This is a genomic window from Pseudomonas fluorescens (assembly GCF_902497995.1).
Taxonomy (GTDB): domain Bacteria; phylum Pseudomonadota; class Gammaproteobacteria; order Pseudomonadales; family Pseudomonadaceae; genus Aquipseudomonas; species Aquipseudomonas fluorescens_BK.
The window spans coordinates 264,291-288,181 of sequence record NZ_CABVII010000006.1; the positions used below are offsets into that span (position 1 = coordinate 264,291).

The window sequence follows — 23,891 nt, forward strand, 5'->3', positions numbered from 1 at the left end:
TCAGCGCACCTGCACCACCACTTTGCCGACTGCCTTGCGCTGGCCCAGATCATTGATCGCCTGCGCCGCATTACTCAGCGGATACACCTGCGACACCAACGGCTTCAACTTGCCCTCGGCGAACCAGCCAAACAATTGCTGGAAGTTCGCTGCATTGTCCTGTGGCTGACGCTGGGCAAAGGAACCCCAGAACACGCCGACCACCGCGGCACCTTTAAGCAGGGCGAGGTTCACCGGCAGTTCCGGAATGCGTCCGCTGGCGAAACCGACCACCAGCAGGCGGCCGTTCCAGGCGATGGCGCGGATGGCCTGGTCGAACAGGTCGCCGCCAACCGGATCGTAGATTACGTCGGCGCCCTGGCCGTCGGTCAGCCGCTTGATTTCGTCCTTGAGACTGGTTTCGCTGTAGTTGATCAGCTCATCGGCGCCGGCCGCCTTGGCCACGGCGAGTTTTTCCGCGCTGCTGGCGGCGGCGATCACCCGGGCGCCCATGGCTTTACCGATCTCCACCGCGGCCAGGCCGACACCGCCGGACGCGCCGAGTACCAGCAGGGTTTCACCCGGTTGCAGATGGCCCCGTTGCTTGAGCGCGTGCATCGAGGTGCCGTAGGTCATGCTGAAGGCGGCGGCGGTGTTGAAGTCCATGGACGACGGGATCGGCAGTACGTTATAGCCCGGCACCGCGACTTCTTCGGCAAAGCTGCCCCAGCCGGTCAGGGCCATGGCCCGGTCGCCGACTTTCAGGTGGCTGACCTTTTCGCCCACTGCACTGACCACGCCCGCCGCTTCGCCACCGGGGGAAAACGGGAAGGGCGGCTTGAACTGGTATTTGCCCTCGATGATCAGCGTGTCCGGGAAGTTCACCCCGGCGGCGTACACCTCCAGCAGGATTTCATTGTTCTTCGCGACAGGGCTGGCGACGTCTTCCAGCACCAGCGATTCGGCAGGGCCGAAGGCTTTGCACAGCACGGCTTTCATCAGGGCTATTCCTTTGGGAGTGATGGCCGATAAGTGTAGGTGTGTGAATCGAAGGGTCAACGAGCATGCCCCGCCCTGATAGGCCGCCATAAGCTTGTGCTGGTGCGGCGGGTCGATATGCTAGGCCGCAAACCGGATAAGGAGCGAAGTGTGAAAACGTGGATCATGTTGTTGCTGGCCCTGTCGCTGCCCGTGGCAGCGGTGGCCGAAGAAGCCGGGGAAGGTGAAGCGCCGAAGGTCAATTACATCACCTTGAGCCCGCCGTTCGTGGGTAACTATGGGCTGGACGGTACGCCGAAGCTCAAGGTCTACAAGGCTGATGTGGCGTTGCGGGTGACCGGGGATGAGGCGACCAGGCTGGTAAAAGCCAACGAACCGTTGATTCGTAATCAGCTGGTGGCGCTGTTTGCGCAGCAGACCACCGAGGCGATGAACAATGTCGAGGCCAAGGAGAAGCTGCGCCAGGAGGCCTTGAAGCAGGCTCAGCAAGTAATGAACGACGAGACGGGCAAGCCGGTGGTTGAGGATTTGTTGTTCAACAACCTCATCATTCAATAAGATTTTCGCTGTCCTTGCGGGCCTCTTCGCGAACAAGCCCGCTCCCACATTTGGTCTCCAGTGGTTGCAAGTTTTGCATCCGGCACAGAGCTAATGTGGGAGCGGGCTTGCTCGCGAAGGCAATCTTGCAGTCACCGCATGATTCAAGGCCGTAATGCAATCACCGCTGCCCATTGCTCAGCGGTAACCGGCATCACCGACAACCGCGACCCTTTCTGCACCAGCGGCATCTCGGCCAACGCCGTCTGCTGTTTCAGATAATCCAGCTTCAACACCCTGGTAAACGTCTCCACATGCGCGACATCAATCGCGCTCCAGGCGTTTTTCTCTGCCGTTGCCTTCGGATCGTAGTAATGACTTTCCGGCTCCAGCGCCGTCGGGTCCGGATACGCGGCTTCGATAATCTTGCCGATCCCGGCAATTCCCGGCTCGGGGCAGCTGGAGTGATAGAAGAAAAACTCATCGCCTACCGCCATGGCCCGCAAAAAATTACGCGCCTGATAGTTGCGAACCCCGTCCCAGCGCGATGTGCCGAGCTTCTCCAGATCCTTGATCGAGAATTCATCGGGCTCGGATTTCATCAGCCAATAGGCCATGGTTTTTGCTCCTTGCGAGGTGAGTTGGCAAGTTGTCCGGCAATTTTATGACAAACCGACGGTCGGTTGGCGCCAGTGTTTGCGTGTCGGTTCACGTTGTCGCAGAATGCGCGCCTTCTCAGCTAGACGCTGCTGCACGGCCATAACGGAAACCGCTGCTGTCATCGTGTTGATGTGCCTTTGGGAGGGCAATCGATGAAACGCAAACCGGATTTACTATGGATTTTGGTGATTATGTTCGGCCTCGGCATGGTGACCACCGGCTATGCCCAAAGCCTGTGGAACAACACGCCCGATGCACCGATCGAGATCGCGCAGCAACAGCCGTCGGCCTTCAAGCGCTAAAGCTGTCTTTCGACGCCGCTGATAGCAGTGGCGTCTAGCCTGCGTAATACCAGGCCTTGTCCGTCACCGTTCCCTGCAACGACACATCCCAGCTCGCCTGAGCCAATCGCTCGACCTTCTGACATTCATGGGCCAGCCCCAATAACGTCGGCTTGCGCCAGTTTTTGCGCCGTGCCAGGTACGCCAGGCTTCGATCGTAGAATCCGCCGCCCATGCCCAGGCGTCCGCCGACATCGTCAAACCCGACCAATGGCAATAGCACCAGGTCCAGCGCCCAGACTTTGCGTTGCCGGGCGAGGTTGTGCCGGGGTTCAAGAATGCGGAAACGATTGGGTTTGAGCTTTTCGCCAGGGCGGATTCGCTGGAACACCATTTTGGTGCGCGGCCAGGCACTGAGCACCGGCAAATAAGTGGCCTTGCCTCGACGCTGTGCTGCTCGCAGCAGCACACGCGGATCAATTTCACCGTCGGTAGGCAGGTACAGGGAGATATGTTTGGCGCGCCGGAACAATGGTTGCTGGGCCAATTGCTTGTACAGCCCGCGAGCAGCCTGGCGCTGTTGACCGGGAGTCAATGCGCGGCGGGCCTTGCGCAGCATGCGTCGAAGTTGCGGGCGGGGCAGCAGCGCAGGTTCGGTCATGGATTCGGGCTTCGACAGGTCGGGTATGCAAAGCGTACCCGTAAAAAAGCCGATGCCGGTATTTAAACCGGCATCGGACTGCAATCAGGCTCCCCGGATGTACCGCTGCTGACTTAGCCCTTGAACCCGAAAGTTCAAGGTGGAAGATGCAGTAGGCTTTAAGGCTTTCCGTCTAGCGGACATGCACACCAGCCCAACGTGCAACCTCCAGGGTAGTGCGAATCGGCTCAGGGACGTGGTCAACTGGCAAGCACCCCAGGGAGTGTTGCGAGTATACCTCAAGCGGTGAGACGAATCAGCCCTTGGTTGCGTCCGGATCGGTGGCGAGCACCAGATCGACGCGATCCAGCAGGTCGCGAACCTGCTCACGGGTCGAGCCGCTGGCCTGCACATCCGGTCGTTCTTCCTTGTGCAGGAGGTCGTGAGTGATGTTCAGCGCAGCCATCACGGCGATGCGATCGGCGCCGATGACTTTGCCGCTGCTGCGGATTTCGCGCATCTTGCCGTCCAGGTAGCGGGCGGCGCTCACCAGGTTGCTACGCTCTTCCTGGGGGCAAATGATCGAATATTCTTTGTCGAGGATCTGCACGGTAACGCTATTGCTTGAACTCATGAGTCTTGCTCCAGGGCTTTGAGGCGCGAAATCATCGACTCGACCTTACGCCGGGCGATTTCATTTTTTTCAACGAGGTGCGCTCGTTCCTCGCGCCAGGTCTTTTCCTGAGCTAATAAGAGTCCGTTTTGACTCTTTAGTTGCTCGACGCGGGTAATCAGCAGTTCGAGTCTAGCCATCAGCGCTTGCAGGTCGGTGTCTTCCATTGTCTTCACTGTCTGATGGGGGTTGGACTGTAGGAGCGAGCTTGCTCCGGGCGGCGATCCGACGATGAGCCCGAGAACGCCGCGGGGTGTCAGGTACCCAGCGTTATCGTTGGCGACCATCGCGAGCGTGCTCGCTCCTACAGGTGTAGTCGATGTAGGATACAAGGCCTTCATTCTAGACATAGCGCCGTCTGGCGCCTAGCTGCCCATATGCCCATTCAGAATTCCCCGTACCAAGCCTTCGCCACCCTGCTGACTTCCAGCGGTCATAACGTCTCGCCTGCCGAACTGCATGGCCTGCTGCTCGGCCGCAGTTGCGCCGGTGCCGGTTTCGATGTCGAAGGCTGGCTGATCGATGCTGCCGAACTGCTCGAAAACGAGCCGCAGGATAATGTCCGCAACGCCCTGATCGGCTTGCAGGAGATGGTCAAAGGCGAGCTCACTGGCGACGACGTGACCGTCGTTCTGCTGCTGCCGACCGACGACGAGCCGCTGGCTGACCGTGCCGCTGCACTGGGCCAATGGTGCCAGGGCTTCCTCAGTGGTTTCGGCCTGAACTGCCGTGACAGCAGCATGTTGAGCACCGAGGCGACCGAAGTGTTGCAGGATCTGGCGGCCATTTCTCAGGTGCAAGACGCCCTGGAAGAGTCCGACGATGGCGAGAGCGACTACATGGAAGTCATGGAATACCTGCGCGTCGCGCCGCTGCTGCTGTTCACCGAAACCAAGAAGCCGGACGCGCCGGCTGCCGCCAAACCGTCGTTGCATTGATCGCGAGCCAGGAATAGCCATCTGCCCATGATTCATATCCCGAAATCGGAATACAGCCGGCGCCGCAAGGCCCTGATGGCGCAGATGGTACCCAACAGCATCGCCATCCTGCCCGCCGCCGCGGTAGCCATCCGCAACCGCGACGTCGAGCACGTCTACCGTCAGGACAGCGACTTCCAGTACCTCAGCGGGTTCCCCGAGCCGCAAGCCGTCATCGTGCTGATGCCCGGTCGCGAACATGGCGAATACGTGCTGTTCTGCCGTGAGCGCAATGCCGAACGCGAGCTGTGGGACGGCCTGCGTGCCGGCCAGGAAGGCGCGATCCGCGACTTCGGGGCTGACGACGCCTTTCCCATCACCGACATCGACGACATTCTGCCGGGCCTGATCGAAGGTCGCGACCGGGTGTATTCGGCCATGGGCAGCAATCCTGAATTCGATCGGCACCTGATGGACTGGATCAACGTGATCCGCTCTAAAGCGCACCTCGGCGCCCAGCCGCCGAACGAATTCGTTGCCCTGGATCATCTGCTGCACGACATGCGCCTGTATAAATCGGCGGCAGAGGTGAAGGTGATGCGCGAGGCTGCTCGAATTTCCGCCCAGGCCCACATCCGCGCGATGCAGGCCAGCCGGGCCGGGCTGCATGAGTTCAGCCTCGAAGCCGAGCTCGATTACGAGTTCCGCAAGGGCGGAGCGAAAATGCCGGCCTACGGTTCGATCGTCGCCTCGGGGCGCAACAGTTGCATCCTGCATTACCAGCAGAATGACGCGGTGCTCAAGGACGGCGATCTGGTGCTGATCGATGCCGGTTGCGAGATCGATTGCTATGCCAGCGACATCACTCGCACCTGGCCGGTCAACGGTAAGTATTCGCCCGAGCAGAAGGCGATCTACGAGTTGGTGCTGGCGGCTCAAGAAGCCGCCTTTGCTGAAATCGCCCCGGACAAACACTGGAACCAGGCCCACGAAGCCACGGTCCGGGTGATTACCGCCGGGCTGGTCAAGCTGGGCCTGTTGCAAGGTGACGTCGACGAATTGATCGCCCGCGAAGCCCATAAAGCTTTTTACATGCACCGCGCCGGCCACTGGTTGGGCATGGATGTGCACGACGTCGGCGAGTACAAGGTCGGCGGCGAATGGCGTGTGCTGGAAGTCGGCATGGCGCTGACCGTGGAACCGGGCATCTACATTGCCCCGGACAATCAGAACGTGGCGAAGAAATGGCGCGGCATTGGCGTGCGCATCGAGGACGACGTAGTGGTCACCAAAACCGGCTGTGAAATCCTGAGCCATGGCGTGCCGAAAACGGTCGCCGAGATCGAGGCCTTGATGGCCGCCGCACGGACACGAGCGGCATGAGTCGAGTCAATCTGGCAATCATCGGTGGCGGTCTGGTCGGCGCCAGCCTGGCGTTGGCCTTGCAGGCCGGGGCCAAGGCCCGTGGCTGGAAGATCGTGCTGATCGAACCCTTTGCTCCGGGCGACACCTACCAGCCGAGCTACGATGCCCGTTCTTCGGCGCTGTCGTATGGCGCTCGGCAGATTTATCAACGGCTGGGCGTGTGGCAGGAAATTTCCCGCCGCGCCGAGCCGATCAAGCAGATTCATGTCTCCGATCGCGGACGGTTCTCCACCGCGCGCCTGTCGGCGATGGAAGAGGGCGTGCCGGCGCTGGGCTATGTGGTAGAAAACGCCTGGCTCGGCCAATGCCTCTGGCAAGGCCTGGACAAGGACGTGATCAGCTGGCGTTGTCCGGCGGAGGTCACGGGCATGGAGCCGTTGACCGATGGCTATCGCCTTGTCCTCAATGATGAAACCATCCTGGAATGCGACCTTGCAGTACTCGCGGATGGCGGCCGTTCCGGTCTGCGCGAGCAATTGGGGATCGGCATCAGGAAACGCCCCTATAACCAGAGCGCGCTGATCGCCAACGTCACCACGAGTGAAGCGCACAACGGCGTGGCCTTCGAGCGTTTCACCGACGACGGCCCGATGGCGTTGCTGCCATTGCCGGACAACCGCTGCGCTTTGGTCTGGACCCGGCTGGGCATGGACGCGCAACGGCTGGCGGCGCTGGATGAGCGAAGTTTCCTCAGCGAGTTGCAGGGCGTGTTCGGTTATCGTCTCGGTACCTTGAAGCAGGTGGGCGTACGGCATCTGTATCCGCTGTCATTGATCGAGGCCGAAGAGCAGGTGCGTCCGCATCTGGCGATTCTGGGCAACGCCGCTCACAGCCTGCACCCGATTGCGGGGCAAGGTTTCAATTTATCCCTGCGCGATGCCCAGGCATTGGCCGATGCGCTGCTGACCAGCGAAAACCCGCCCGGCGATTTCGCCACCTTGCAGGCCTATCGGGAACGCCAGCGTCTGGATCAGAGCCTGACCGTGGGCTTCTCCGATCAGGTCACCCGCTTGTTCGGCAGCACCCAGCCGCTGGTTTCCCTGGGGCGCAATATCGGCCTGCTCGGTCTCGATCTGCTGCCACCGGCCAAGCGCTGGTTCGCGCGACAGGCCATGGGCCTGGGTACGCGTCCTGATGTTTAAGTATTTGCAGGTCGATATTCACGACGGCTCCGGCACTCTGGTGGCGCGGGCCGAGAAAACCCTTTACGTGCGGCTCAAGCCGCAAGCGAGACAGGCTTAAAGCATGGAAATGCGCGCAGATCTGCTGATTGTCGGGGCCGGAATGGTTGGCAGCGCCCTGGCGCTGGCGTTGCAGGACAGCGGGCTGGAAGTCTTGCTGCTGGACGGCAGCCCGATGAGCGTCAAACCTTTTGACGCACAGGCTCCGTTCGAGCCGCGGGTGAGCGCGTTGTCGATCGCCAGCCAGCGGATTCTCGATCGCCTGGGCGTCTGGGACGGTATTGCCGAACGACGCAGCAGCCCTTACACCGACATGCATGTCTGGGATGGCAGCGGTACCGGGCAGATCCATTTCTCGGCGACCAGCGTGCATGCGCCAGTGCTCGGGCATATCGTCGAGAACCGTGTGGTGCAGGATGCCTTGCTCGACCGCCTGCACGACTGCGACCTGGGGATGCTGGCCAATGCGCGCCTGGAGCAGATGCGCCGCTCCGGTGACGACTGGCTGCTGACGCTGGCCGATGGCCGCACCTTGCGCGCGCCGTTGGTCATCGCCGCCGATGGTGCCAACTCGGCCGTGCGGCGCCTGGCCGGCGTAGCGACCCGCGAGTGGGATTACCTGCACCACGCGATCGTGACCAGCGTGCGCAGCGCCGAACCTCATCAAATGACCGCCTGGCAGCGTTTCACCGATGACGGTCCACTGGCGTTTCTGCCGCTGGAGCGTGACGGTCAGCAGGACTGGTGTTCGATCGTCTGGTCTACCACTCCGAGCGAAGCGGAACGTCTGATGGCGCTGGACGACACAGGCTTCTGCAAGGAACTGGAGCGCGCCTTCGAAGGCCGGCTTGGCACGGTGCTCAGCGCCGACCCGCGACTGTGCGTGCCGCTACGTCAGCGCCATGCCAAGCGCTATGTGGCCGAAGGCCTGGCGTTGATCGGCGATGCGGCCCACACCATTCATCCGTTGGCCGGGCAGGGCGTGAACCTTGGTTTCCTTGATGCCGCCGTCCTGGCCGAAGTGCTGTTGCAAGCGGCTGCCCGTGGCGAGCGCCTGGCGGATGTGAAAGTGCTGAGTCGTTATGAGCGTCGGCGCATGCCGCATAACCTGGCGTTGATGGCGGCGATGGAGGGTTTCGAGCGCTTGTTCCAGGCCGATCCGTTGCCGGTGCGCTGGTTGCGTAATGCGGGGTTGAAGATGGTTGACCAGATGCCGGAGGCCAAGGCGTTGTTTGTGCGCGAGGCGTTGGGGTTGATTGGGGATTTGCCGGCGTTGGCCAAGGCCTGAGATCTTCGCTGCGGCTGATGGCCTCTTCGCGGGCAAGCCTCGCTCCTACAGGTTATGTGCTGTTTTCACTGCGCAGGAAATACCTGTAGGAGCGAGGCTTGCCCGCGAAGGCGTCGGCACATCCACCACAAATTTCAAACCGTGCAACATCTGGTAACTCCTCTAGCAACTGTTCGATTGAGAAGGTAAATGTGAGTCCTTATCATTTGGCCTCACTTCTTCAATCGAGAGACCGCCCCCATGTTGGCACCCAAGCGTCTATTGACCGCACTGGCCCTGACCCTGATCGGCAGCACCATTGCCCAGGCCGCCGACGAGGTGGTGGTTTACTCCTCGCGTATCGACGAGCTGATCAAGCCGGTGTTCGATGCCTATACCGCGAAAACCGGCGTGCAGGTGAAGTTCATCACCGACAAGGAAGCGCCGCTGATGCAGCGGATCAAGGCCGAGGGCGAGAATGCCACCGCCGACCTGCTGCTGACCGTCGATGCCGGCAACCTCTGGCAGGCCGAGCAGATGGGCATCCTGCAGCCCTTCACTTCGAAAACCATCGACGCCAACATCCCGCTGCAATACCGCTCTTCCACCCACGCCTGGACCGGCTTGAGCCTGCGGGCGCGGACCATCGCCTACTCCACCGATCGGGTGAAACCCGGCGAGCTGACCACCTACGAAGGTCTGGCCGACAAGAACTGGGAAGGTCGCCTGTGCCTGCGCACGGCGAAAAAGGTCTACAACCAGTCCCTGACCGCCACCATGATCGAAGTCCACGGAGCCGACAAAACCGAGAAGATCCTCAAGGGCTGGGTCAACAACCTGTCCACCGACGTGTTCTCCGATGACGTTGCGGTGCTGGAAGCGATCAATGCGGGCCAGTGCGACGTGGGCATCGTCAACACCTACTACTACGGCCGTCTGCACAAGCAGAAGCCTGACCTGGCGGTGAAGCTGTTCTGGCCCAACCAGGGTGATCGCGGCGTGCACGTCAACCTGTCGGGCATCGGTCTGACCAAACACGCTCCGCACCCGGAAGCGGCCAAGGCGCTAGTCGAGTGGATGACCACGCCTGAGGCGCAGAAGATCTTCGCCGACGTGAACCAGGAATTTCCGGCCAACCCTGCCGTGCAGCCTTCCGCTGAAGTGGCGAGCTGGGGCAAGTTCGTCGCCGATACCTTGCCTGTGGAAATTGCCGGCAAGCGTCAGGCAGAAGCGATTCGCATGATGGATCGGGCTGGCTGGAACTGAGTCCGCCGTTATACTGCGCGCCTTTGCGACCCTGATCGTTCCCACGTTCCGCGTGGGAATGCATCCACCGACGCTCCGCGTCGAATCGTGACGCAGAGCGTCATCAGATGTATGCCCACGCAGAGCGTGGGCATAATCATTTAAACGAGAGCTTTTCCTTGGCCCACCCCGCCCAACGTCGCTGGTATCCCCTGGTCTTCGCCATCGCTGCGCTGGTCCTGCTGCCCCTCAGTGTCTTGCTGTTGTCATGGCAAACCATCGACCAACAGATCTGGTCCCACCTCTGGGATACCCAGATGTCGCGCCTGCTGGGCAACACCCTGACGTTGGTACTCGGCGTCGGCATCGGCGTAACGCTGGTGGGCGTGAGCCTGGCCTGGCTCACCAGCCTCTGCGAATTCCCCGGCCGGCGTTGGCTGGACTGGGCCTTGATGCTGCCGTTCGCGATTCCCGCTTATGTGTTGGCATTCGTTTTCGTTGGGTTGCTGGATTTCGCAGGCCCGGTGCAAACCCTGCTGCGCGAATGGTTCGGCAGCGCAATCAGATTGCCGCGGGTACGCTCCACCGGCGGTGTGATTCTGGTGCTGGTGCTGGTTTTCTATCCCTATGTGTACCTGTTGGCGCGGACCGCATTCCTGGCCCAGGGCAAAGGGTTGATGGAGGCGGCGCGGGTTCTCGGGCAATCGCCGTGGCAGGCATTCTGGCGGGTGGCCTTGCCGATGGCTCGCCCGGCCATCGGTGCAGGCGTCGCGTTGGCGCTGATGGAAACCCTGGCCGATTTCGGCGCCGTATCGGTGTTCAATTTCGACACGTTCACGACCGCCATCTACAAAACCTGGTACGGCTTTTTCAGCCTTTCGACCGCCGCGCAACTGGCCAGCCTGCTGTTGCTGGTGGTGATGGTCGTGTTGTACGGCGAGCGTCGTGCTCGCGGGGCGAACCGGGCGAGCAACGAGCGACCTCGGGTCAAGGCGTTGTATCACCTGCATGGCTTCAAAGCGCTGGCCGCCATGAGTTGGTGCGGCCTGGTATTGGCCTGTGCCTTCGTGATTCCGATGCTGCAACTGGTGGTGTGGTTCTGGCAGCGCGGGCGCTTCGATCTGGATGAGCGTTACGCCGGGCTGATCGTCCATACCTTGTACCTGGGTGGCATGGCGGCGCTGATCACCGTCGGTGTCGCCTTGGTGCTGGCGTTTGCCCGTCGCCTGGCACCGAGCCGGGCGATCCGGTCCGGCGTCAGCCTGGCCAACCTCGGCTACGCCTTGCCCGGTTCGGTGCTGGCAGTGTCGATCATGTTGGCGTTCAGTTACCTGGATCGCCAGCTGGTGATTCCGCTCTCGAGCTGGCTCGGTGGCGCCGGTAAACCCTTGCTGCTCGGCAGTCTGTCGGCATTATTGCTGGCCTATCTGGTGCGTTTCATCGCCGTGGCTTACGGACCGCTGGAAAGCAGCCTGGCGCGAATACGGCCATCTTTGCCTGAAGCGGCACGTAGCCTAGGCGTGAGCGGGCCACGACTGTTTTTCAAAGTGTATCTGCCGTTATTGCTGCCCGGCACCTTGAGCGCCGCGTTGCTGGTGTTCGTCGACGTGCTCAAGGAAATGCCTGCAACCCTGCTGATGCGCCCGTTTGGCTGGGACACGCTGGCGGTGCGTATCTTCGAAATGACCAGCGAAGGGGAGTGGGCGAGGGCGTCGTTGCCGGCACTGACGCTGGTCCTGGTCGGCTTGTTACCGGTCATCGGATTGATAAGACGGTCGGCACATCGAAACAGCTAGGTGTCAGTCCTACACCTTGAGGCTACAATGCGCGGCATTCGGTGCGGTCCGTCCTACGGACCCGGTAGCTTAAATCGGCTGAAAGCCTTTTATTTCAAGGCATTCACCCCGTGCAGCACCTGTCTGCACCTTCGCCACGCCCGGAAGGAGAAACCCATGGGACAGCGTACGCCTTTGTATGACCTTCATCTCGCCCTCGGCGCGAAGATGGTCGATTTTGGCGGTTGGGATATGCCCTTGCATTACGGCTCGCAGGTCGAGGAACACCATCAGGTGCGCCGCGATTGCGGGGTTTTCGATGTATCCCACATGACCGTGATCGATGTCCTAGGCCCCCAGGCCAAGGCCTGGCTGCAGTATTTGCTGGCCAACGATGTCGAACGCCTGCACAGCCCCGGCCGTGCCTTGTACAGCACCATGCTCAATGAGCGCGGGGGCATCGTCGACGACATGATCGTCTATCGCCTCGAGGACGGTTATCGGCTGGTGGTCAACGCCTCCACTCGAAATCAGGACCTGGCCTGGATGCAAGCCCACCTCGGCGACTATGAAGTCCAGCTCAATGAGCGCTCGGAGTTGGCGATGCTGGCCATTCAAGGTCCCCAGGCCCGGCAAAAAATTGCTGAACTGGTGACCCAGTCTCGCGGCAACCTGATCGAGCTGCTCAAGCCGTTCGAAGGCCAGTCCGACGGCGACTGGTTTATCGCGCGCACCGGTTACACCGGTGAAGATGGTCTGGAAATCATTTTGCCGGCCGACCAGGCGCCAGGCTTCTTCAACGATCTGGTGGGTGCGGGCATTTCCCCGATCGGCCTCGGCGCACGGGATACCTTGCGTGTCGAAGCCGGCATGAACCTTTACGGTCAGGACATCCATCAAGACGTTTCACCGCTGGCCTCCAACATGGCCTGGAGCATTGCCTGGGAGCCGGCCACACGTCAGTTCGTTGGTCGCACCGCCCTGGAAGCCGAGCGGGCCGGTGGCGTACAGCATAAACTGGTCGGTCTGGTCCTTGAGGAACGCGGGGTTTTGCGCGCTCATCAGGTGGTTCGCATCGCCAATGTTGGCGAAGGGGAGATCACCAGTGGTAGTTTCTCTCCTACGCTAAGCAAGTCGATAGCACTGGCGCGCGTGCCGATGGCAACTGCCGACCGCGCCGAAGTGGAAATCCGTGGCAAATGGTACCCGGTCCGAGTGGTCAAACCGACCTTCGTACGCCATGGCAAAACCTTGATCTAACCTTTTCTGGCGGGCAACGACCGCTGACATTTTTCTTGAGGACACAGAATATGAGCGATATCCCTGCCGACCTGCGTTTTGCCGAAAGTCACGAATGGGCCCGCCTGGAAGCCGATGGCACCGTCACCGTGGGCATCAGCGATCACGCTCAGGAAGCCTTGGGCGACGTGGTGTTCGTTGAGCTGACCGAAGTCGGCACAGTCTTCGCTGCCGGTGATCAATCCGGTGTGGTGGAGTCGGTTAAAGCCGCGTCCGATATCTATTCTCCGGTTGCCGGTGAAGTGATCGCGATCAACGAAGACCTGAGCGCTTCCCCGGAACTGCTCAACTCCGATCCGTACGGCGCGTGGATCTTCAAGCTCAAGCCAAGCAACGCCGGCGATCTGGACACGCTGCTCGATGCGGCTGGCTACAAGGCTGCCATCGGCGAATAAGCGCCAAGCATCATCCCCAAAGCCCCGACTCGTCGGGGCTTTTTTGTGAGCGCTGAAGATCCAGTGTGGGAGCGGGCTTGCTCGCGAAGGCGGTGTATCAGGCAGCATTTATGTTGACTGACACACCGCCTTCGCGAGCAAGCCCGCTCCCACAGAGTAAGTGTCAACCTCCACAGGTTCGCTGTCGGCAGTGACTGCTATGCTGGTTTGACCGTGTTGCATCGACGTTGAGCGCCAGTCAAGAGAGAGCCCGTCATGTCCCAGTTGCCGTCCTTGAGCCAGTTACGCGACCCCAATGCCTTCCTCCGCCGCCACCTCGGGCCCGATGCCGCCGAGCAGCAGGCAATGCTCGACAGCCTCGGCCTCGGCAGCCGGGTCGAGCTGATCGAGCAGACGGTGCCGCCCGGAATCCGCCTGAACCGGGCGCTGGACCTGCCCCCCGCCCTCGACGAAGAAGCCGCGCTGGCCAAGCTGCGGGGTTACGCCGAGCAGAATCAGGTCTGGACCAGTCTGATCGGCATGGGTTACCACGGCACGCTCACGCCCACCGTCATTGTGCGCAACGTGCTGGAAAATCCCGGCTGGTACACCGCCTACACGCCCTATCAACCGGAGATCGCCCAAGGGCGGCTCGAAGCGCTGCTGAATTTCCAGCAGTTGACCATCGACCTGACGGGGCTGGAACTGGCCAATGCCTCGCTGCTGGATGAAGCCACCGCAGCGGCGGAAGCCATGGCACTGGCCAAGCGTGTTGCCAAGTCCAGAAGCAACCTGTTCTTCGTCGACGAAAACTGTCATCCACAGACGATTTCCGTGGTGCAGACCCGTGCCGAAGGTTTCGGCTTCGAACTGATCATCGACACTGTGGATAACTTGAAACAGCACCAGGTATTCGGCGCGCTGCTGCAGTACCCCGATACCCACGGTGAAATTCGCGACCTTCGGCCGTTGATCGACCACCTGCATGCCCAGCAAGCCCTGGCCTGCGTCGCCACCGACCTGCTGAGCCTGCTGTTGCTGACGCCGCCGGGAGAGTTGGGCGCCGACGTGGTATTCGGTTCGTCCCAGCGCTTTGGTGTGCCCATGGGTTACGGCGGTCCACATGCGGCATTTTTTGCCAGTCGTGACGAGTACAAGCGGGCGATTCCCGGGCGGATCATTGGTGTTTCGAAAGATGCTCGCGGCAACACGGCGTTGCGAATGGCCCTGCAAACCCGCGAACAACACATCCGTCGGGAGAAGGCCAACTCGAACATTTGCACCGCTCAGGTGCTGCTGGCCAACATCGCCAGTTTCTATGCGGTCTATCACGGTCCCCAAGGGCTGAAACGGATTGCCCAGCGCGTCCACCGACTGACCTGCATCCTGGCTGCCGGCCTGGAGCGACACGGCATAACCCGCCTCAACCAACACTTCTTCGATACGCTGACCCTGGAGGTCGGCGGAACCCAGACGGCGATTATCGAAAGCGCCCAGGCGGCACAGATCAACCTGCGCATTCTCGGGCGCGGGCAACTGGGTTTGAGCCTGGACGAAACCTCTGACGAAAGCACAGTGGCGAAGTTGTTCGATGTATTCCTCGGCGCTGATCATGGGTTGAACGTCGAGGAACTGGATGCTGAAACATTGATCGGTGGCATTCCCGCGGGGCTGCTACGGACCTCACCTTATTTGCGTCATCCGGTATTCAATGCTCATCACAGCGAAACCGAGATGCTGCGTTACCTCAAGCAACTGGAGAACAAGGACCTCGCGCTCAACCAGTCGATGATCCCGCTGGGCTCCTGCACCATGAAGCTCAATGCCACCAGCGAAATGATCCCCATCACCTGGCCGCAATTCGCCAATTTGCACCCGTTTGTGCCAAAAGAGCAGGCAGTCGGTTATTTGCTGATGATCGAGGAACTCGAGCGCTGGCTCTGCGCGATCACTGGTTTCGATGCGATCTGCATGCAACCCAATTCAGGCGCCCAGGGCGAATACGCCGGATTGCTGGCGATTCGCAAATACCATGAGAGCCGTCACCAGGGCGCCCGGGATATCTGCCTGATCCCGTCCTCGGCCCACGGCACCAACCCCGCCTCGGCGCAAATGGCCGGGATGCGGGTGGTGATCGTCGAGTGCGACGAGGCGGGTAACGTCGACCTCGACGACCTGAAAGCAAAAGCCACGGACGCCGGGGACAAACTCGCCTGCCTGATGGCGACGTATCCTTCGACCCACGGCGTGTACGAGGAAGGCATCAGCGAGATCTGCGAAGTCATCCACAGTCATGGTGGCCAGGTGTACATGGATGGCGCCAACCTCAATGCGCAGGTCGGGCTCGCCCGGCCGGCGGACATTGGCGCCGATGTGTCCCACATGAACCTGCACAAGACCTTCTGCATTCCCCACGGTGGAGGCGGGCCCGGAATGGGACCGATTGGCGTGCGCGCACATCTGGCGCCGTTCGTGGCCAATCACCCGGTGGTACCGATCGAAGGGCCACTGCCGGAGAACGGCGCAGTCAGCGCGGCACCCTGGGGCAGCGCGAGCATTCTGCCGATCAGCTGGATGTATATCGCCATGATGGGCCCGCAACTGGCGGATGCCAGCGAGGTGGCGATCCTCGCCGCGAATTACCTCGCGCAGCATTTGTCCGGTGCTTTTCCGGTGCTCTATACAGGACGCAACGAACGGGTGGCCCACGAATGCATCCTCGACCTGCGACCGCTCAAAGTGTTGACCGGGATCAGTGAGGAGGACGTGGCCAAGCGCCTGATGGATTACGGTTTCCACGCGCCGACCATGTCGTTCCCGGTGCCAGGGACGTTGATGGTCGAGCCGACCGAGAGTGAATCGAAGGCCGAGCTGGACCGTTTTATCGCAGCGATGCTGAGCATCCGCGCGGAAATCACCGAGGTGCAGAACGGCAACTGGTCGGCCGAAGATAACCCGCTGAAACGTTCGCCGCACACCTTGGCTGACATCACCGGGGTGTGGGAGCGGCCTTACAGCATTGAGCAGGCGGTGACGCCGGATGCGCGCACCAAGGCGCACAAGTATTGGCCGGTGGTGAATCGGGTCGATAACGTCTATGGCGACCGCAATCTGTTCTGTGCGTGTGTGCCGGTGGATGAATACCGCTGAAATTCCGGTACACCTAACCTCTGTGGGAGCGGGCTTGCCCGCGATGAGGCCGGTACAGTCAATATCTCTGGTGACTGACATATCGCCATCGCGGGCAAGCCCGCTCCCACAAGGTTTTGCGTCGGGCAAAAAAATGCCGCACATGTGAGCGGCATTTTTTGTTCAGCAGTAAAGCTTATTCCGACGCGACCGCATTCTTCGCCAGGATCGCATTGGCCAATTCCATGTCCGTGGCCTGCAGGCCCGGGTTGTCGGCGCGGACCTTCTGCATCGCAGCTTCCAGATACGGGCCGCGGATGCCGCCGTCACTGGCAACGAAGCTGCCGGCATCGTCCTGGGCGGCAATGATCAGCTTGTGATCCTTGAAGGTCAGGTAAGTCGAGCCGGTGGTCGCACCGGAAGAGATGACGTTACGCCAAAAGCTATCGGCCATCGCCGAACCTACAGGAAGGGACAGCAATGCGATGGTAGCGACAGCAAGTTTGAGACGCATATTGGGTGACTCCACTGGGTTAACTGGCGGATTTGATTGCCAATCACCCTGTCGAGTTCCATCACCCCCCTTGTCCCTCCAGACTATTTCTGTTCACTCTGCGGCGTCACCCGCAGCACTTCTTCGATCGTCGTCAAACCCGCGGCCACTTTCTGCGCCCCCGACAGCCGCAGGCTGCGCATGCCTTCCTTGAATGCCTGGCGTCGTACCGCCATCAGATCGGTGTCGGGGTTGATCAGCGCTTTGACCCCGTCAGTCAGCTGCATGATTTCGTATACCCCGGCACGCCCGCGATAACCGGTGTCGCGGCATTCCAGGCAGCCGATGGCGCGTTGGGCGTTGCCGGGTAATGGCGCTTGCCAGGGTCGGGTCAGGGTTTGCCAGTCTTCTTCACTTAATGCCAGCGGTGCCTTGCAGTGCGGGCACAAGGTCCGGACCAGTCGCTGAGCCATGACGCCGAGCACGGTGGCCTTGATCAGGTAATGGGGCACGCCGAGTTCCAGCAGACGGCTGATGGCGCTGGGCGCGTCGTTGGTGTGCAACGTCGAGAGCACCAGGTGACCGGTGAGGGCCGCCTGGATCGCCATTTCCGCGGTTTCCAGATCGCGGATCTCGCCGATCATGATGATGTCCGGGTCCTGGCGCATCAGCGCGCGCACACCGGCGGCGAACGTCAGGTCAATGTTGTGCTGGACCTGCATCTGGTTGAAGGCCGGCTCGACCATTTCGATCGGGTCTTCGATGGTGCAGAGGTTGACCTCAGGCGTCGCCAGTTTCTTCAGGGTGGTGTAGAGCGTGGTGGTTTTGCCCGAACCGGTCGGCCCGGTCACCAGAATGATGCCGTTGGGCTGGCTCGTCATGTCCTGCCAGCGGCGCAGGTCGTCGACTGAAAACCCAAGCTGGTCGAAATCCTTGAGCAGCACTTCCGGGTCGAAGATCCGCATGACCATTTTTTCGCCAAACGCCGTCGGCAACGTCGACAGACGCAGCTCGACTTCGCCGCCGTCCGGGGTCTTGGTTTTCACCCGGCCGTCCTGGGGTTTGCGTTTTTCCGCGACGTTCATTCGCCCCAGGCTCTTCAGGCGGCTGACAATGGCCATGGTCACCTGCGGCGGGAACTGATAGACGTTGTGCAGCACGCCGTCGATGCGAAAACGCACGGTGCCTTGCTCGCGCCGGGGTTCGATGTGGATATCGCTGGCCCGCTGCTGGAAGGCGTACTGGAACAGCCAGTCGACGATGTTGACGATGTGCGCATCGTTGGCGTCCGGCTCCTGGTCGCTGGCGCCGAGGTTGAGCAACTGTTCGAAGTTGCCCAGGGTGCTCGTTTGCTGGTCGGCATTGGTCGCGCCGCTGACCGATTTGGCCAGGCGGAAGAACTCCACGCTGAAGCGCTGGATGTCCACCGGGTTGGCCACCACGCGCTTGATGGGCAGTTTCAGCACATGGGTCAGGTCCGCTTCCCAACCGTTGACGTATGGCTGGGCGCTGGCCACGGTCACCGCCTCCCGGTCGACGGAGACGGCGAGAATCTTGTGGCGCTGGGCGAAGGCATAGGACATCAGCGGAGTCACGGCCGCGACGTTGATTTTCAGCGGATCGATGCGCAAGTAAGGCTGGCCGGCCTGCTGCGACAGCCACAGGGTCAGGCTTTCCAGATCCAGGTGTTTGCCGGGCCGGCTGAGGTCATCCAGATGCTGGCTGGCGATGAATTCCAGCGGGTGCATCTGGCCGTTGGCGGCGTGGCGGCGTCGGGCATTGAGCGCGTGCTCGGCCGAATCCTGGCTGATAAAGCCTTGGGCAACCAACTCACGCAGTAACTCATTGAGATCCAGCCAGCGGTCCTGAATGGCAAGTTGAACGGACATGCGGGCTCCTCGTGAACAACAGTTCGCAAAGGATAGTCGCGGACCCGCACACCGTTGGGCCACTACCCGACGAAGCCGTGTCAGGTTTTTTCAGCCTACTGCCTGAGCCGCTGCGACCCACGCCGAATCAGCCGTTTGCAGATCCACCGAGCGGACGCTGATCAGGTTACGCAGTTTTTCCGCGATCGCCTGGGCACGGTGCCAACTCACTCAACGCCCACGGGCGTTCGAACTTCACCGGGTTCACCGAGGCGATTCGCGGTTTTCCCGAAGTGCTGGAGTGTTATGTGCTGATGGGGGCGGTGGATTTTTTGCTGCGAATCGTCACGGCGGACATCGAGGCGTATGAGCGATTCTTTTTCGAGAAGCTGTCGATGGTGTCGGGGATTCAGGAGGTGAATTCGATCGTGGCGTTGTCGGAGATCAAGTCCACGACGAGTTTGCCGGTGTTGCGGGGATAGAGATTTGTAGTGTTTGTGCGGGCCTCTTCGCGGGCAAGCCTCGCTCCTACGGGATTCGGGTCGACCGCAAATATTGCGTACGACTCAAAACCGGTAGGAGCGAGGCTTGCCCGCGAAGGCGGTCTTACATGCGCAGAAGCATCTTCCAGGCACGATTCTGATACACCGCAATCGCCTGCTGCTTACGCGCATCCAGCGACTCATCGGTGATCGGCTCGTTTGCGAGCACAGCAAGCTGTTTCAGCTCACCATACAGGCGATCCATTTCCGGGATCTCCAGCACACCACGGGCATGGTGCAGCCAGGCCTGGATGCGTTCGATGCGCGGCAGTTGTTCGGCCAGATCTTCTGGTTGCTGCTGATAACGCTGCAATTGCAACGATGTGGCTTCTTCGCCCAACAGACGCGGTAACCAGCTACCCAACTGCGCAGCGCCCTGGCGATTGCCGCGGACGTTGCGATCGGCCGCCCAGGTACGGGCCAGCAACCAGCGCGAGGTGTTCAGGGAGAACAGGCCCCAGCGCGGGTCTTCCAGTTCTTCGAGAAATTGCTCGGGTGCGGCTTTGCGCACGTCTTCGTCGTCCAGGCCGGCTTGCACCAATGGGCGCCAGTCTTCCAGCAATGCATCCAGCGCGACCCGCAGATCGTGCGTCGACTGACGCGGGGCGGCTTGGCCCAGGCTGCTCAGCAGCGCGCGCAATTCAGCGAGGTTCTCGACCCAGTCCTGCAACAAGCGCCAGTGACCATTGAAGCGATACTGCTCGGCCAGGCGCTGGCTGCTGCCGAGCAAGTGCCAGCTCAGCGCGGCAAACGCGTCGTCCAGCGGGGTTTCGGCGCTGATCTGCGGTGCTGGCAGGCTCAACGAGTAGCTGTGGGCGTCGTACAGTCGATAACCGCGCTCGGCCTTGCTGATGTCACATGGCATCAGGGGCAGGGTCGCGGCCAGTTCGGCGGCCAGTTCCAGCAGCGCGGACGGCTCGCCTTCACGCAGCTCCAGCTCCAGCTCGCAGATTTCTTCTTTCTGCTTGCCGACGATGACGTGGCCCAGGTCCAGCGCGGCTTCGATGACCACTTTGGCCTTGCCGCGGCCCCAGGCGATTTCAGCGCGTTCACGAACGAAATCGGTGGTGAAGATCGGCTTCAGGGTTTTCTTGTCAAGCGTGGCCAACTCTTCAGGCCAGCATTCGCCGTCGAGTTTCTTCACGTCGAGCTTGGCTTTGGGCAGGTTCCAGTCGTATTCGTTACGCTCGGACAGACCGGCAACACTCTGGCCACGGGTCTTGAGGGTCTGAATCACTTCTTCGCCATCGCGGCGCAGGCGCAGGGCAACCTTGGCGCGGGCCAGGTCGCGCTCAGGCGTGTCGAAGTACTGGTTCATCAGTTCACGGCGTTCCCAGCCACTTTTGTTGCGTTTTTTCAGGAGCGGGTGCTCGCGCAGGGCGGCGAGGGTTTCGCGGCTGACGCGGAGTTTGATTTCGGTTTCTTTCTGCATGGCCGGAAAATCCAGGATCGGGAGCGCAGCCGGGGGGAATGTGTGGCTGCCAAGGTCGTGCAGTGTACAGGACTGATGCGAGATAGGGTCTGTTGACCCTACCCGTGCCGAGATGGTTTATTCCTGTCGCCAGATGGTTCTATGATGGACTTCAATTCGGGAGTTGGAGTCAGCGATGCCTTTGCCGTCCATGAAAGATCAGTTCGCTGCGCTGATCGCTGCACCGTCCGTCAGCTGTACCCAGGCCAGCCTCGATCAGAGCAACCGTCCGGTGATCGACTTGCTGGCGACGTGGCTGGGCGATCTGGGTTTTGCCTGTGATATCCAGCAGGTCAGCCCCGGCAAATTCAATCTGCTGGCCAGTATCGGTTCCGGCCCCGGAGGCCTGGTCCTCGCCGGTCACAGTGACACCGTGCCGTACGACGCCGCGCTGTGGCAGACCGATCCGCTTAAACTGACCGAAGTCGACGGCCGCTGGGTCGGTCTGGGCAGTTGCGACATGAAGGGCTTTTTCGCCCTGGTCATCGAAGCGGTCATTCCTCTGCTCGAGCAACCGTTCAAACAGCCCCTGCTGATCCTCGCCACCTGTGATGAAGAAAGCTCGATGTCCGGGGCGCGAGCCCTGGCCGAAGCCGGGCGACCGCTGGGCCGTGCCGCCGTGATCGGCGAGCCGACCGGGCTGAAGCCGATCCGGATGCACAAAGGCATCATGATGGAGCGCATCGATATCCTCGGCCAGAGCGGTCACTCCTCGGATCCACGCCTGGGCCACAGCGCCCTCGAAGCCATGCACGATGCCATCGGCGAACTGCGCGGGCTGCGTCTGTTGTGGCAGCGTGAATACCGTAACCCGCAGTTCAGTGTGCCGCAGCCGACCATGAACTTCGGCTGCATTCATGGCGGCGACAACCCCAACCGCATTTGCGGCCAGTGCTCGCTGGAGTTCGATCTGCGGCCGTTGCCGGGCATGGACCCCAAGGTCCTGCGTGCGGAGATATTGCAGAAGCTCAGGCCCATTGCCGAGCGGCATCAGGTGAAGATCGACTACGCGCCGCTGTTTCCCGAAGTACCGCCTTTCGAGCAGGCCGAGGATGCGGAATTGGTCCGGGTCGCGGAAAAGCTCACCGGTCATCTCGCCGAAGCAGTGGCATTCGGCACCGAAGCGCCTTATCTTCAACGTCTTGGCTGCGAAACACTGGTGCTCGGCCCTGGCGATATTGCCTGCGCCCACCAACCGGGGGAATATCTCGAAATGTCACGTTTGCAGCCTACGGTGCATCTATTACGTCAACTGATTGAACATTACTGTCTGACACCGGCCAAAGCCTCGGTGCCAATCAATTGAGCGCAATCCATGTGGGAGCGGGCTTGCTCCGGGCGGCGTTCCGACGAAGGCGGTGTATCAGATGCACCAATGGCGACTGACACTCCGCTTTCGCGAGCAAGCCCGCTCCCACAGGGGCCGTGCGGTGACTGACAAACCGTATAAATTACCGATACCCCAACCCGTATTCATGAGGAGAGCGCGCGTGTCGCCAAGCCTGTTCCGACGATAACCATCAGCCCGCTGTGCGTTTTCTGTTTCGTCCATTTTTTGGCTGCTATTTATTACAGGCCCAGGTTCATGCCCGAATACGTCAATTGGCTTCGTCACGCTTCGCCCTACATCAACGCCCACCGCGATTGCACCTTTGTCGTCATGCTCCCCGGCGACGGTGTGGAGCACCCGAACTTCGGTAATATCGTCCACGACCTGGTGCTGTTGCACAGCCTGGGCGTGCGACTGGTGCTGGTTCATGGTTCCCGTCCGCAAATCGAAACTCGCCTGGCCACCCGCGGCCTGACCCCGCATTACCACCACGGCATGCGCATCACCGATGCCGCGACCCTGGAATGCGTGATCGATGCGGTCGGCCAATTGCGCATCGCCATCGAAGCGCGGTTGTCGATGGACATGGCTTCGTCACCGATGCAGGGTTCGCGCCTGCGGGTGGCCAGCGGCAACCTGGTGACGGCGCGACCGATCGGCGTGCTGGAAGGCGTCGACTATCACCACACCGGTGAGGTCCGTCGGGTCGATCGCAAGGGTATCAATCGCCTGTTGGACGAGCGCTCCATCGTGCTGCTATCGCCGTTGGGCTACTCGCCGACCGGAGAGATTTTCAACCTCGCCTGCGAAGACGTCGCCACCCGCGCGGCCATCGACCTCGGGGCGGACAAACTACTGTTGTTCGGCGCCGACCTCGGCCTGATCGACGAAAACGGGCGTCTGGTTCGCGAGTTGCGTCCACAACAGGTGCCGGCGCATTTGCAGCGTCTGGGCAGCAACTATCAGGGCGAACTGCTGGACGCGGCCGCTGAGGCCTGTCGCGGTGGTGTGGCCCGCAGTCATATCGTCAGTTATGTCGAAGACGGCGCACTGCTCACCGAACTCTTCACTCGCGACGGTGGCGGTACGCTGGTGGCCCAGGAGCAATTCGAAGTGGTGCGCGAAGCGGCCATCGAAGACGTCGGTGGCTTGCTGGATTTGATCAGCCCGCTGGAAGAGCAGGGGATTCTGGTGCGCCGCTCCCGCGAGGTGCTGGAGCGCGAGATCGAGCAGTTCAGCGTGGTCGAACGCGAGGGCATGATCATCGCCTGCGCAGCGCTGTATCAAATTGCCGATTCGGATGCCGGGGAACTGGCCTGCCTGGCGGTGAACCCGGAGTACCGCCATGGCGGGCGCGGGGATGAGTTGCTGGAGCGGATCGAAGTCCGCGCTCGGGCGCAGGGGCTGAAAACCTTGTTCGTACTGACTACCCGTACCGCTCACTGGTTTCGCGAGCGGGGTTTTGTGCCGAGCAGTGTCGAGCGTCTGCCGTCGGCTCGGGCTTCGTTGTACAACTATCAGCGTAATTCGAAGATCTTCGAAAAGACCCTCTGACGGGCCCGCCCCGTCTTCGACGCCGTACCCCTGTAGGAGTTGGCTTGTCGGATCGCCGCACCGCAGCGAAGAGGCCATCACATTCAACATTGATGTCGCCTGACACGCCGCCTTCGCTGGCAAGCCAGCTCCTATGTATGGACTCGCCCCCACTGTCTACCCGCTTTCAAAAAAACTGCCGCCCCGTTGCATCTATGTATTAGGCCTATTCGAGGAAGCCGTCATCGGCTTCTGGCCAAAATTGGAAGAGCT

The 23,891-nt window shown here is 61.1% G+C and carries 21 protein-coding genes, 1 other RNA gene and 2 pseudogenes; 15 read left to right on the forward strand and 9 right to left on the reverse strand.

Annotated features, from left to right (window positions below):
- Positions 1-978, reverse strand: coding sequence for an NADPH:quinone oxidoreductase family protein (locus F8N80_RS09940; RefSeq protein WP_150747911.1), 978 nt, complete (start codon positions 976-978; stop codon positions 1-3).
- Positions 979-1,128: 150 nt separating this feature from the next.
- On the opposite strand from F8N80_RS09940, the gene F8N80_RS09945 reads away from it, so the two are divergent.
- Positions 1,129-1,536, forward strand: coding sequence for a flagellar basal body-associated protein FliL (locus F8N80_RS09945; RefSeq protein ID WP_150747910.1), 408 nt, complete (start codon positions 1,129-1,131; stop codon positions 1,534-1,536).
- A gap of 143 nt (positions 1,537-1,679) precedes the next feature.
- On the opposite strand, the gene F8N80_RS09950 is transcribed toward F8N80_RS09945, so the two are convergent.
- Positions 1,680-2,132, reverse strand: coding sequence for an EVE domain-containing protein (locus F8N80_RS09950; RefSeq protein WP_150747909.1), 453 nt, complete (start codon positions 2,130-2,132; stop codon positions 1,680-1,682).
- Between the two features lie 195 nt (positions 2,133-2,327).
- Here F8N80_RS09950 and F8N80_RS31155 point away from each other — a divergent pair, with 195 nt between their 5' ends.
- Positions 2,328-2,477 (forward strand): hypothetical protein, encoded by a 150-nt coding sequence (locus F8N80_RS31155; RefSeq protein WP_191632893.1) that lies wholly within the window; start codon positions 2,328-2,330, stop codon positions 2,475-2,477.
- A 34-nt stretch (positions 2,478-2,511) separates the two neighbouring features.
- On the opposite strand, the gene F8N80_RS09955 is transcribed toward F8N80_RS31155, so the two are convergent.
- From F8N80_RS09955 to F8N80_RS09970, 4 genes are all read right to left on the reverse strand, one after another.
- Complete coding sequence (locus F8N80_RS09955; RefSeq protein WP_150747908.1) at positions 2,512-3,117, reverse strand: 5-formyltetrahydrofolate cyclo-ligase; 606 nt, start codon at positions 3,115-3,117, stop codon at positions 2,512-2,514.
- An 86-nt stretch (positions 3,118-3,203) separates the two neighbouring features.
- Positions 3,204-3,382, reverse strand: a non-coding RNA gene (gene ssrS, locus F8N80_RS09960) — 6S RNA.
- A gap of 30 nt (positions 3,383-3,412) precedes the next feature.
- Positions 3,413-3,730: a cell division protein ZapA gene (locus F8N80_RS09965; protein WP_150747907.1), complete on the reverse strand. Its 318-nt coding sequence runs from the start codon at positions 3,728-3,730 to the stop codon at positions 3,413-3,415.
- Entirely contained in the window at positions 3,727-3,936 is a 210-nt protein-coding gene (locus F8N80_RS09970; RefSeq protein ID WP_150747906.1) for a TIGR02449 family protein, read from the reverse strand. The genes F8N80_RS09965 and F8N80_RS09970 overlap by 4 nt, the downstream gene beginning before the upstream one ends.
- A gap of 210 nt (positions 3,937-4,146) precedes the next feature.
- On the opposite strand from F8N80_RS09970, the gene F8N80_RS09975 reads away from it, so the two are divergent.
- The 10 genes and pseudogenes from F8N80_RS09975 (at position 4,147) to gcvP (ending at position 16,402) form a co-directional block, all read left to right on the forward strand.
- Positions 4,147-4,707, forward strand: coding sequence for a YecA/YgfB family protein (locus tag F8N80_RS09975; RefSeq protein WP_150747905.1), 561 nt, complete (start codon positions 4,147-4,149; stop codon positions 4,705-4,707).
- A 27-nt stretch (positions 4,708-4,734) separates the two neighbouring features.
- Positions 4,735-6,069 carry a Xaa-Pro aminopeptidase gene (pepP, locus tag F8N80_RS09980; RefSeq protein WP_150783781.1) on the forward strand — a complete coding sequence of 445 codons (1,335 nt, stop codon included), beginning with the start codon at positions 4,735-4,737 and terminating at the stop codon, positions 6,067-6,069.
- Positions 6,066-7,253, forward strand: a complete 1,188-nt coding sequence (ubiH, locus tag F8N80_RS09985) for a 2-octaprenyl-6-methoxyphenyl hydroxylase (protein WP_150783782.1) — start codon at positions 6,066-6,068, stop codon at positions 7,251-7,253. Before pepP ends, ubiH begins: the two co-directional genes overlap by 4 nt.
- A gap of 4 nt (positions 7,254-7,257) precedes the next feature.
- Positions 7,258-7,353, forward strand: a pseudogene (locus F8N80_RS09990) (tetrameric acyl-CoA thioesterase); the annotation flags it as partial.
- Between the two features lie 9 nt (positions 7,354-7,362).
- Positions 7,363-8,580, forward strand: coding sequence for a 2-octaprenyl-3-methyl-6-methoxy-1,4-benzoquinol hydroxylase (locus F8N80_RS09995; protein WP_191632896.1), 1,218 nt, complete (start codon positions 7,363-7,365; stop codon positions 8,578-8,580).
- A 240-nt stretch (positions 8,581-8,820) separates the two neighbouring features.
- Positions 8,821-9,825 (forward strand): extracellular solute-binding protein, encoded by a 1,005-nt coding sequence (locus F8N80_RS10005; RefSeq protein WP_150783783.1) that lies wholly within the window; start codon positions 8,821-8,823, stop codon positions 9,823-9,825.
- A 158-nt stretch (positions 9,826-9,983) separates the two neighbouring features.
- The gene (locus tag F8N80_RS10010; RefSeq protein WP_150783784.1) at positions 9,984-11,600 is read left to right on the forward strand and encodes an ABC transporter permease; all 1,617 of its coding nucleotides are present in this window, start codon (positions 9,984-9,986) and stop codon (positions 11,598-11,600) included.
- A 156-nt stretch (positions 11,601-11,756) separates the two neighbouring features.
- The gene (gcvT, locus tag F8N80_RS10015; protein WP_150747898.1) at positions 11,757-12,839 is read left to right on the forward strand and encodes a glycine cleavage system aminomethyltransferase GcvT; all 1,083 of its coding nucleotides are present in this window, start codon (positions 11,757-11,759) and stop codon (positions 12,837-12,839) included.
- A 50-nt stretch (positions 12,840-12,889) separates the two neighbouring features.
- Positions 12,890-13,273 (forward strand): glycine cleavage system protein GcvH, encoded by a 384-nt coding sequence (gcvH, locus tag F8N80_RS10020; RefSeq protein ID WP_150747897.1) that lies wholly within the window; start codon positions 12,890-12,892, stop codon positions 13,271-13,273.
- A 255-nt stretch (positions 13,274-13,528) separates the two neighbouring features.
- The gene (gene gcvP, locus F8N80_RS10025; RefSeq protein WP_150783785.1) at positions 13,529-16,402 is read left to right on the forward strand and encodes an aminomethyl-transferring glycine dehydrogenase; all 2,874 of its coding nucleotides are present in this window, start codon (positions 13,529-13,531) and stop codon (positions 16,400-16,402) included.
- A 175-nt stretch (positions 16,403-16,577) separates the two neighbouring features.
- Here gcvP and F8N80_RS10035 read toward each other — a convergent pair whose 3' ends face one another.
- Entirely contained in the window at positions 16,578-16,895 is a 318-nt protein-coding gene (locus tag F8N80_RS10035; protein WP_134420813.1) for a DUF2388 domain-containing protein, read from the reverse strand.
- Between the two features lie 83 nt (positions 16,896-16,978).
- Positions 16,979-18,763: a GspE/PulE family protein gene (locus F8N80_RS10040; RefSeq protein ID WP_150747146.1), complete on the reverse strand. Its 1,785-nt coding sequence runs from the start codon at positions 18,761-18,763 to the stop codon at positions 16,979-16,981.
- A gap of 209 nt (positions 18,764-18,972) precedes the next feature.
- Here F8N80_RS10040 and F8N80_RS10045 point away from each other — a divergent pair.
- Positions 18,973-19,224 (forward strand): annotated as a pseudogene (locus F8N80_RS10045) (Lrp/AsnC ligand binding domain-containing protein); the annotation flags it as partial.
- A gap of 124 nt (positions 19,225-19,348) precedes the next feature.
- On the opposite strand, the gene F8N80_RS10050 reads toward F8N80_RS10045, so the two are convergent.
- Positions 19,349-20,716, reverse strand: coding sequence for a CYTH domain-containing protein (locus tag F8N80_RS10050; protein WP_150747145.1), 1,368 nt, complete (start codon positions 20,714-20,716; stop codon positions 19,349-19,351).
- Between the two features lie 175 nt (positions 20,717-20,891).
- Here F8N80_RS10050 and argE point away from each other — a divergent pair, with 175 nt between their 5' ends.
- Both argE and argA read left to right on the forward strand, forming a co-directional pair.
- Positions 20,892-22,061: an acetylornithine deacetylase gene (gene argE, locus F8N80_RS10055; RefSeq protein ID WP_150747144.1), complete on the forward strand. Its 1,170-nt coding sequence runs from the start codon at positions 20,892-20,894 to the stop codon at positions 22,059-22,061.
- Positions 22,062-22,340: 279 nt separating this feature from the next.
- Entirely contained in the window at positions 22,341-23,639 is a 1,299-nt protein-coding gene (gene argA / locus F8N80_RS10060; protein WP_150747143.1) for an amino-acid N-acetyltransferase, read from the forward strand.
- Positions 23,640-23,891 lie beyond the last annotated feature (252 nt).

Bases quoted from the DNA above. Each gene is read 5' to 3' on its own strand.
- gcvH (WP_150747897.1), top strand. From the start codon at position 12,890: ATGAGCGATATCCCTGCCGACCTGCGTTTTGCCGAAAGTCACGAATGG.
- F8N80_RS09975 (WP_150747905.1), top strand. From the start codon at position 4,147: ATGCCCATTCAGAATTCCCCGTACCAAGCCTTCGCCACCCTGCTGACT.
- F8N80_RS09970 (WP_150747906.1), bottom strand. From the start codon at position 3,936: ATGGAAGACACCGACCTGCAAGCGCTGATGGCTAGACTCGAACTGCTG.
- F8N80_RS10005 (WP_150783783.1), top strand. From the start codon at position 8,821: ATGTTGGCACCCAAGCGTCTATTGACCGCACTGGCCCTGACCCTGATC.
- F8N80_RS09955 (WP_150747908.1), bottom strand. From the start codon at position 3,117: ATGACCGAACCTGCGCTGCTGCCCCGCCCGCAACTTCGACGCATGCTG.
- argE (WP_150747144.1), top strand. From the start codon at position 20,892: ATGCCTTTGCCGTCCATGAAAGATCAGTTCGCTGCGCTGATCGCTGCA.
- F8N80_RS10050 (WP_150747145.1), bottom strand. From the start codon at position 20,716: ATGCAGAAAGAAACCGAAATCAAACTCCGCGTCAGCCGCGAAACCCTC.
- F8N80_RS10035 (WP_134420813.1), bottom strand. From the start codon at position 16,895: ATGCGTCTCAAACTTGCTGTCGCTACCATCGCATTGCTGTCCCTTCCT.
- F8N80_RS09995 (WP_191632896.1), top strand. From the start codon at position 7,363: ATGCGCGCAGATCTGCTGATTGTCGGGGCCGGAATGGTTGGCAGCGCC.
- gcvP (WP_150783785.1), top strand. From the start codon at position 13,529: ATGTCCCAGTTGCCGTCCTTGAGCCAGTTACGCGACCCCAATGCCTTC.
- ubiH (WP_150783782.1), top strand. From the start codon at position 6,066: ATGAGTCGAGTCAATCTGGCAATCATCGGTGGCGGTCTGGTCGGCGCC.
- pepP (WP_150783781.1), top strand. From the start codon at position 4,735: ATGATTCATATCCCGAAATCGGAATACAGCCGGCGCCGCAAGGCCCTG.
- F8N80_RS09950 (WP_150747909.1), bottom strand. From the start codon at position 2,132: ATGGCCTATTGGCTGATGAAATCCGAGCCCGATGAATTCTCGATCAAG.
- gcvT (WP_150747898.1), top strand. From the start codon at position 11,757: ATGGGACAGCGTACGCCTTTGTATGACCTTCATCTCGCCCTCGGCGCG.
- F8N80_RS10040 (WP_150747146.1), bottom strand. From the start codon at position 18,763: ATGTCCGTTCAACTTGCCATTCAGGACCGCTGGCTGGATCTCAATGAG.
- F8N80_RS31155 (WP_191632893.1), top strand. From the start codon at position 2,328: ATGAAACGCAAACCGGATTTACTATGGATTTTGGTGATTATGTTCGGC.
- F8N80_RS09965 (WP_150747907.1), bottom strand. From the start codon at position 3,730: ATGAGTTCAAGCAATAGCGTTACCGTGCAGATCCTCGACAAAGAATAT.
- argA (WP_150747143.1), top strand. From the start codon at position 22,341: ATGCCCGAATACGTCAATTGGCTTCGTCACGCTTCGCCCTACATCAAC.
- F8N80_RS09940 (WP_150747911.1), bottom strand. From the start codon at position 978: ATGAAAGCCGTGCTGTGCAAAGCCTTCGGCCCTGCCGAATCGCTGGTG.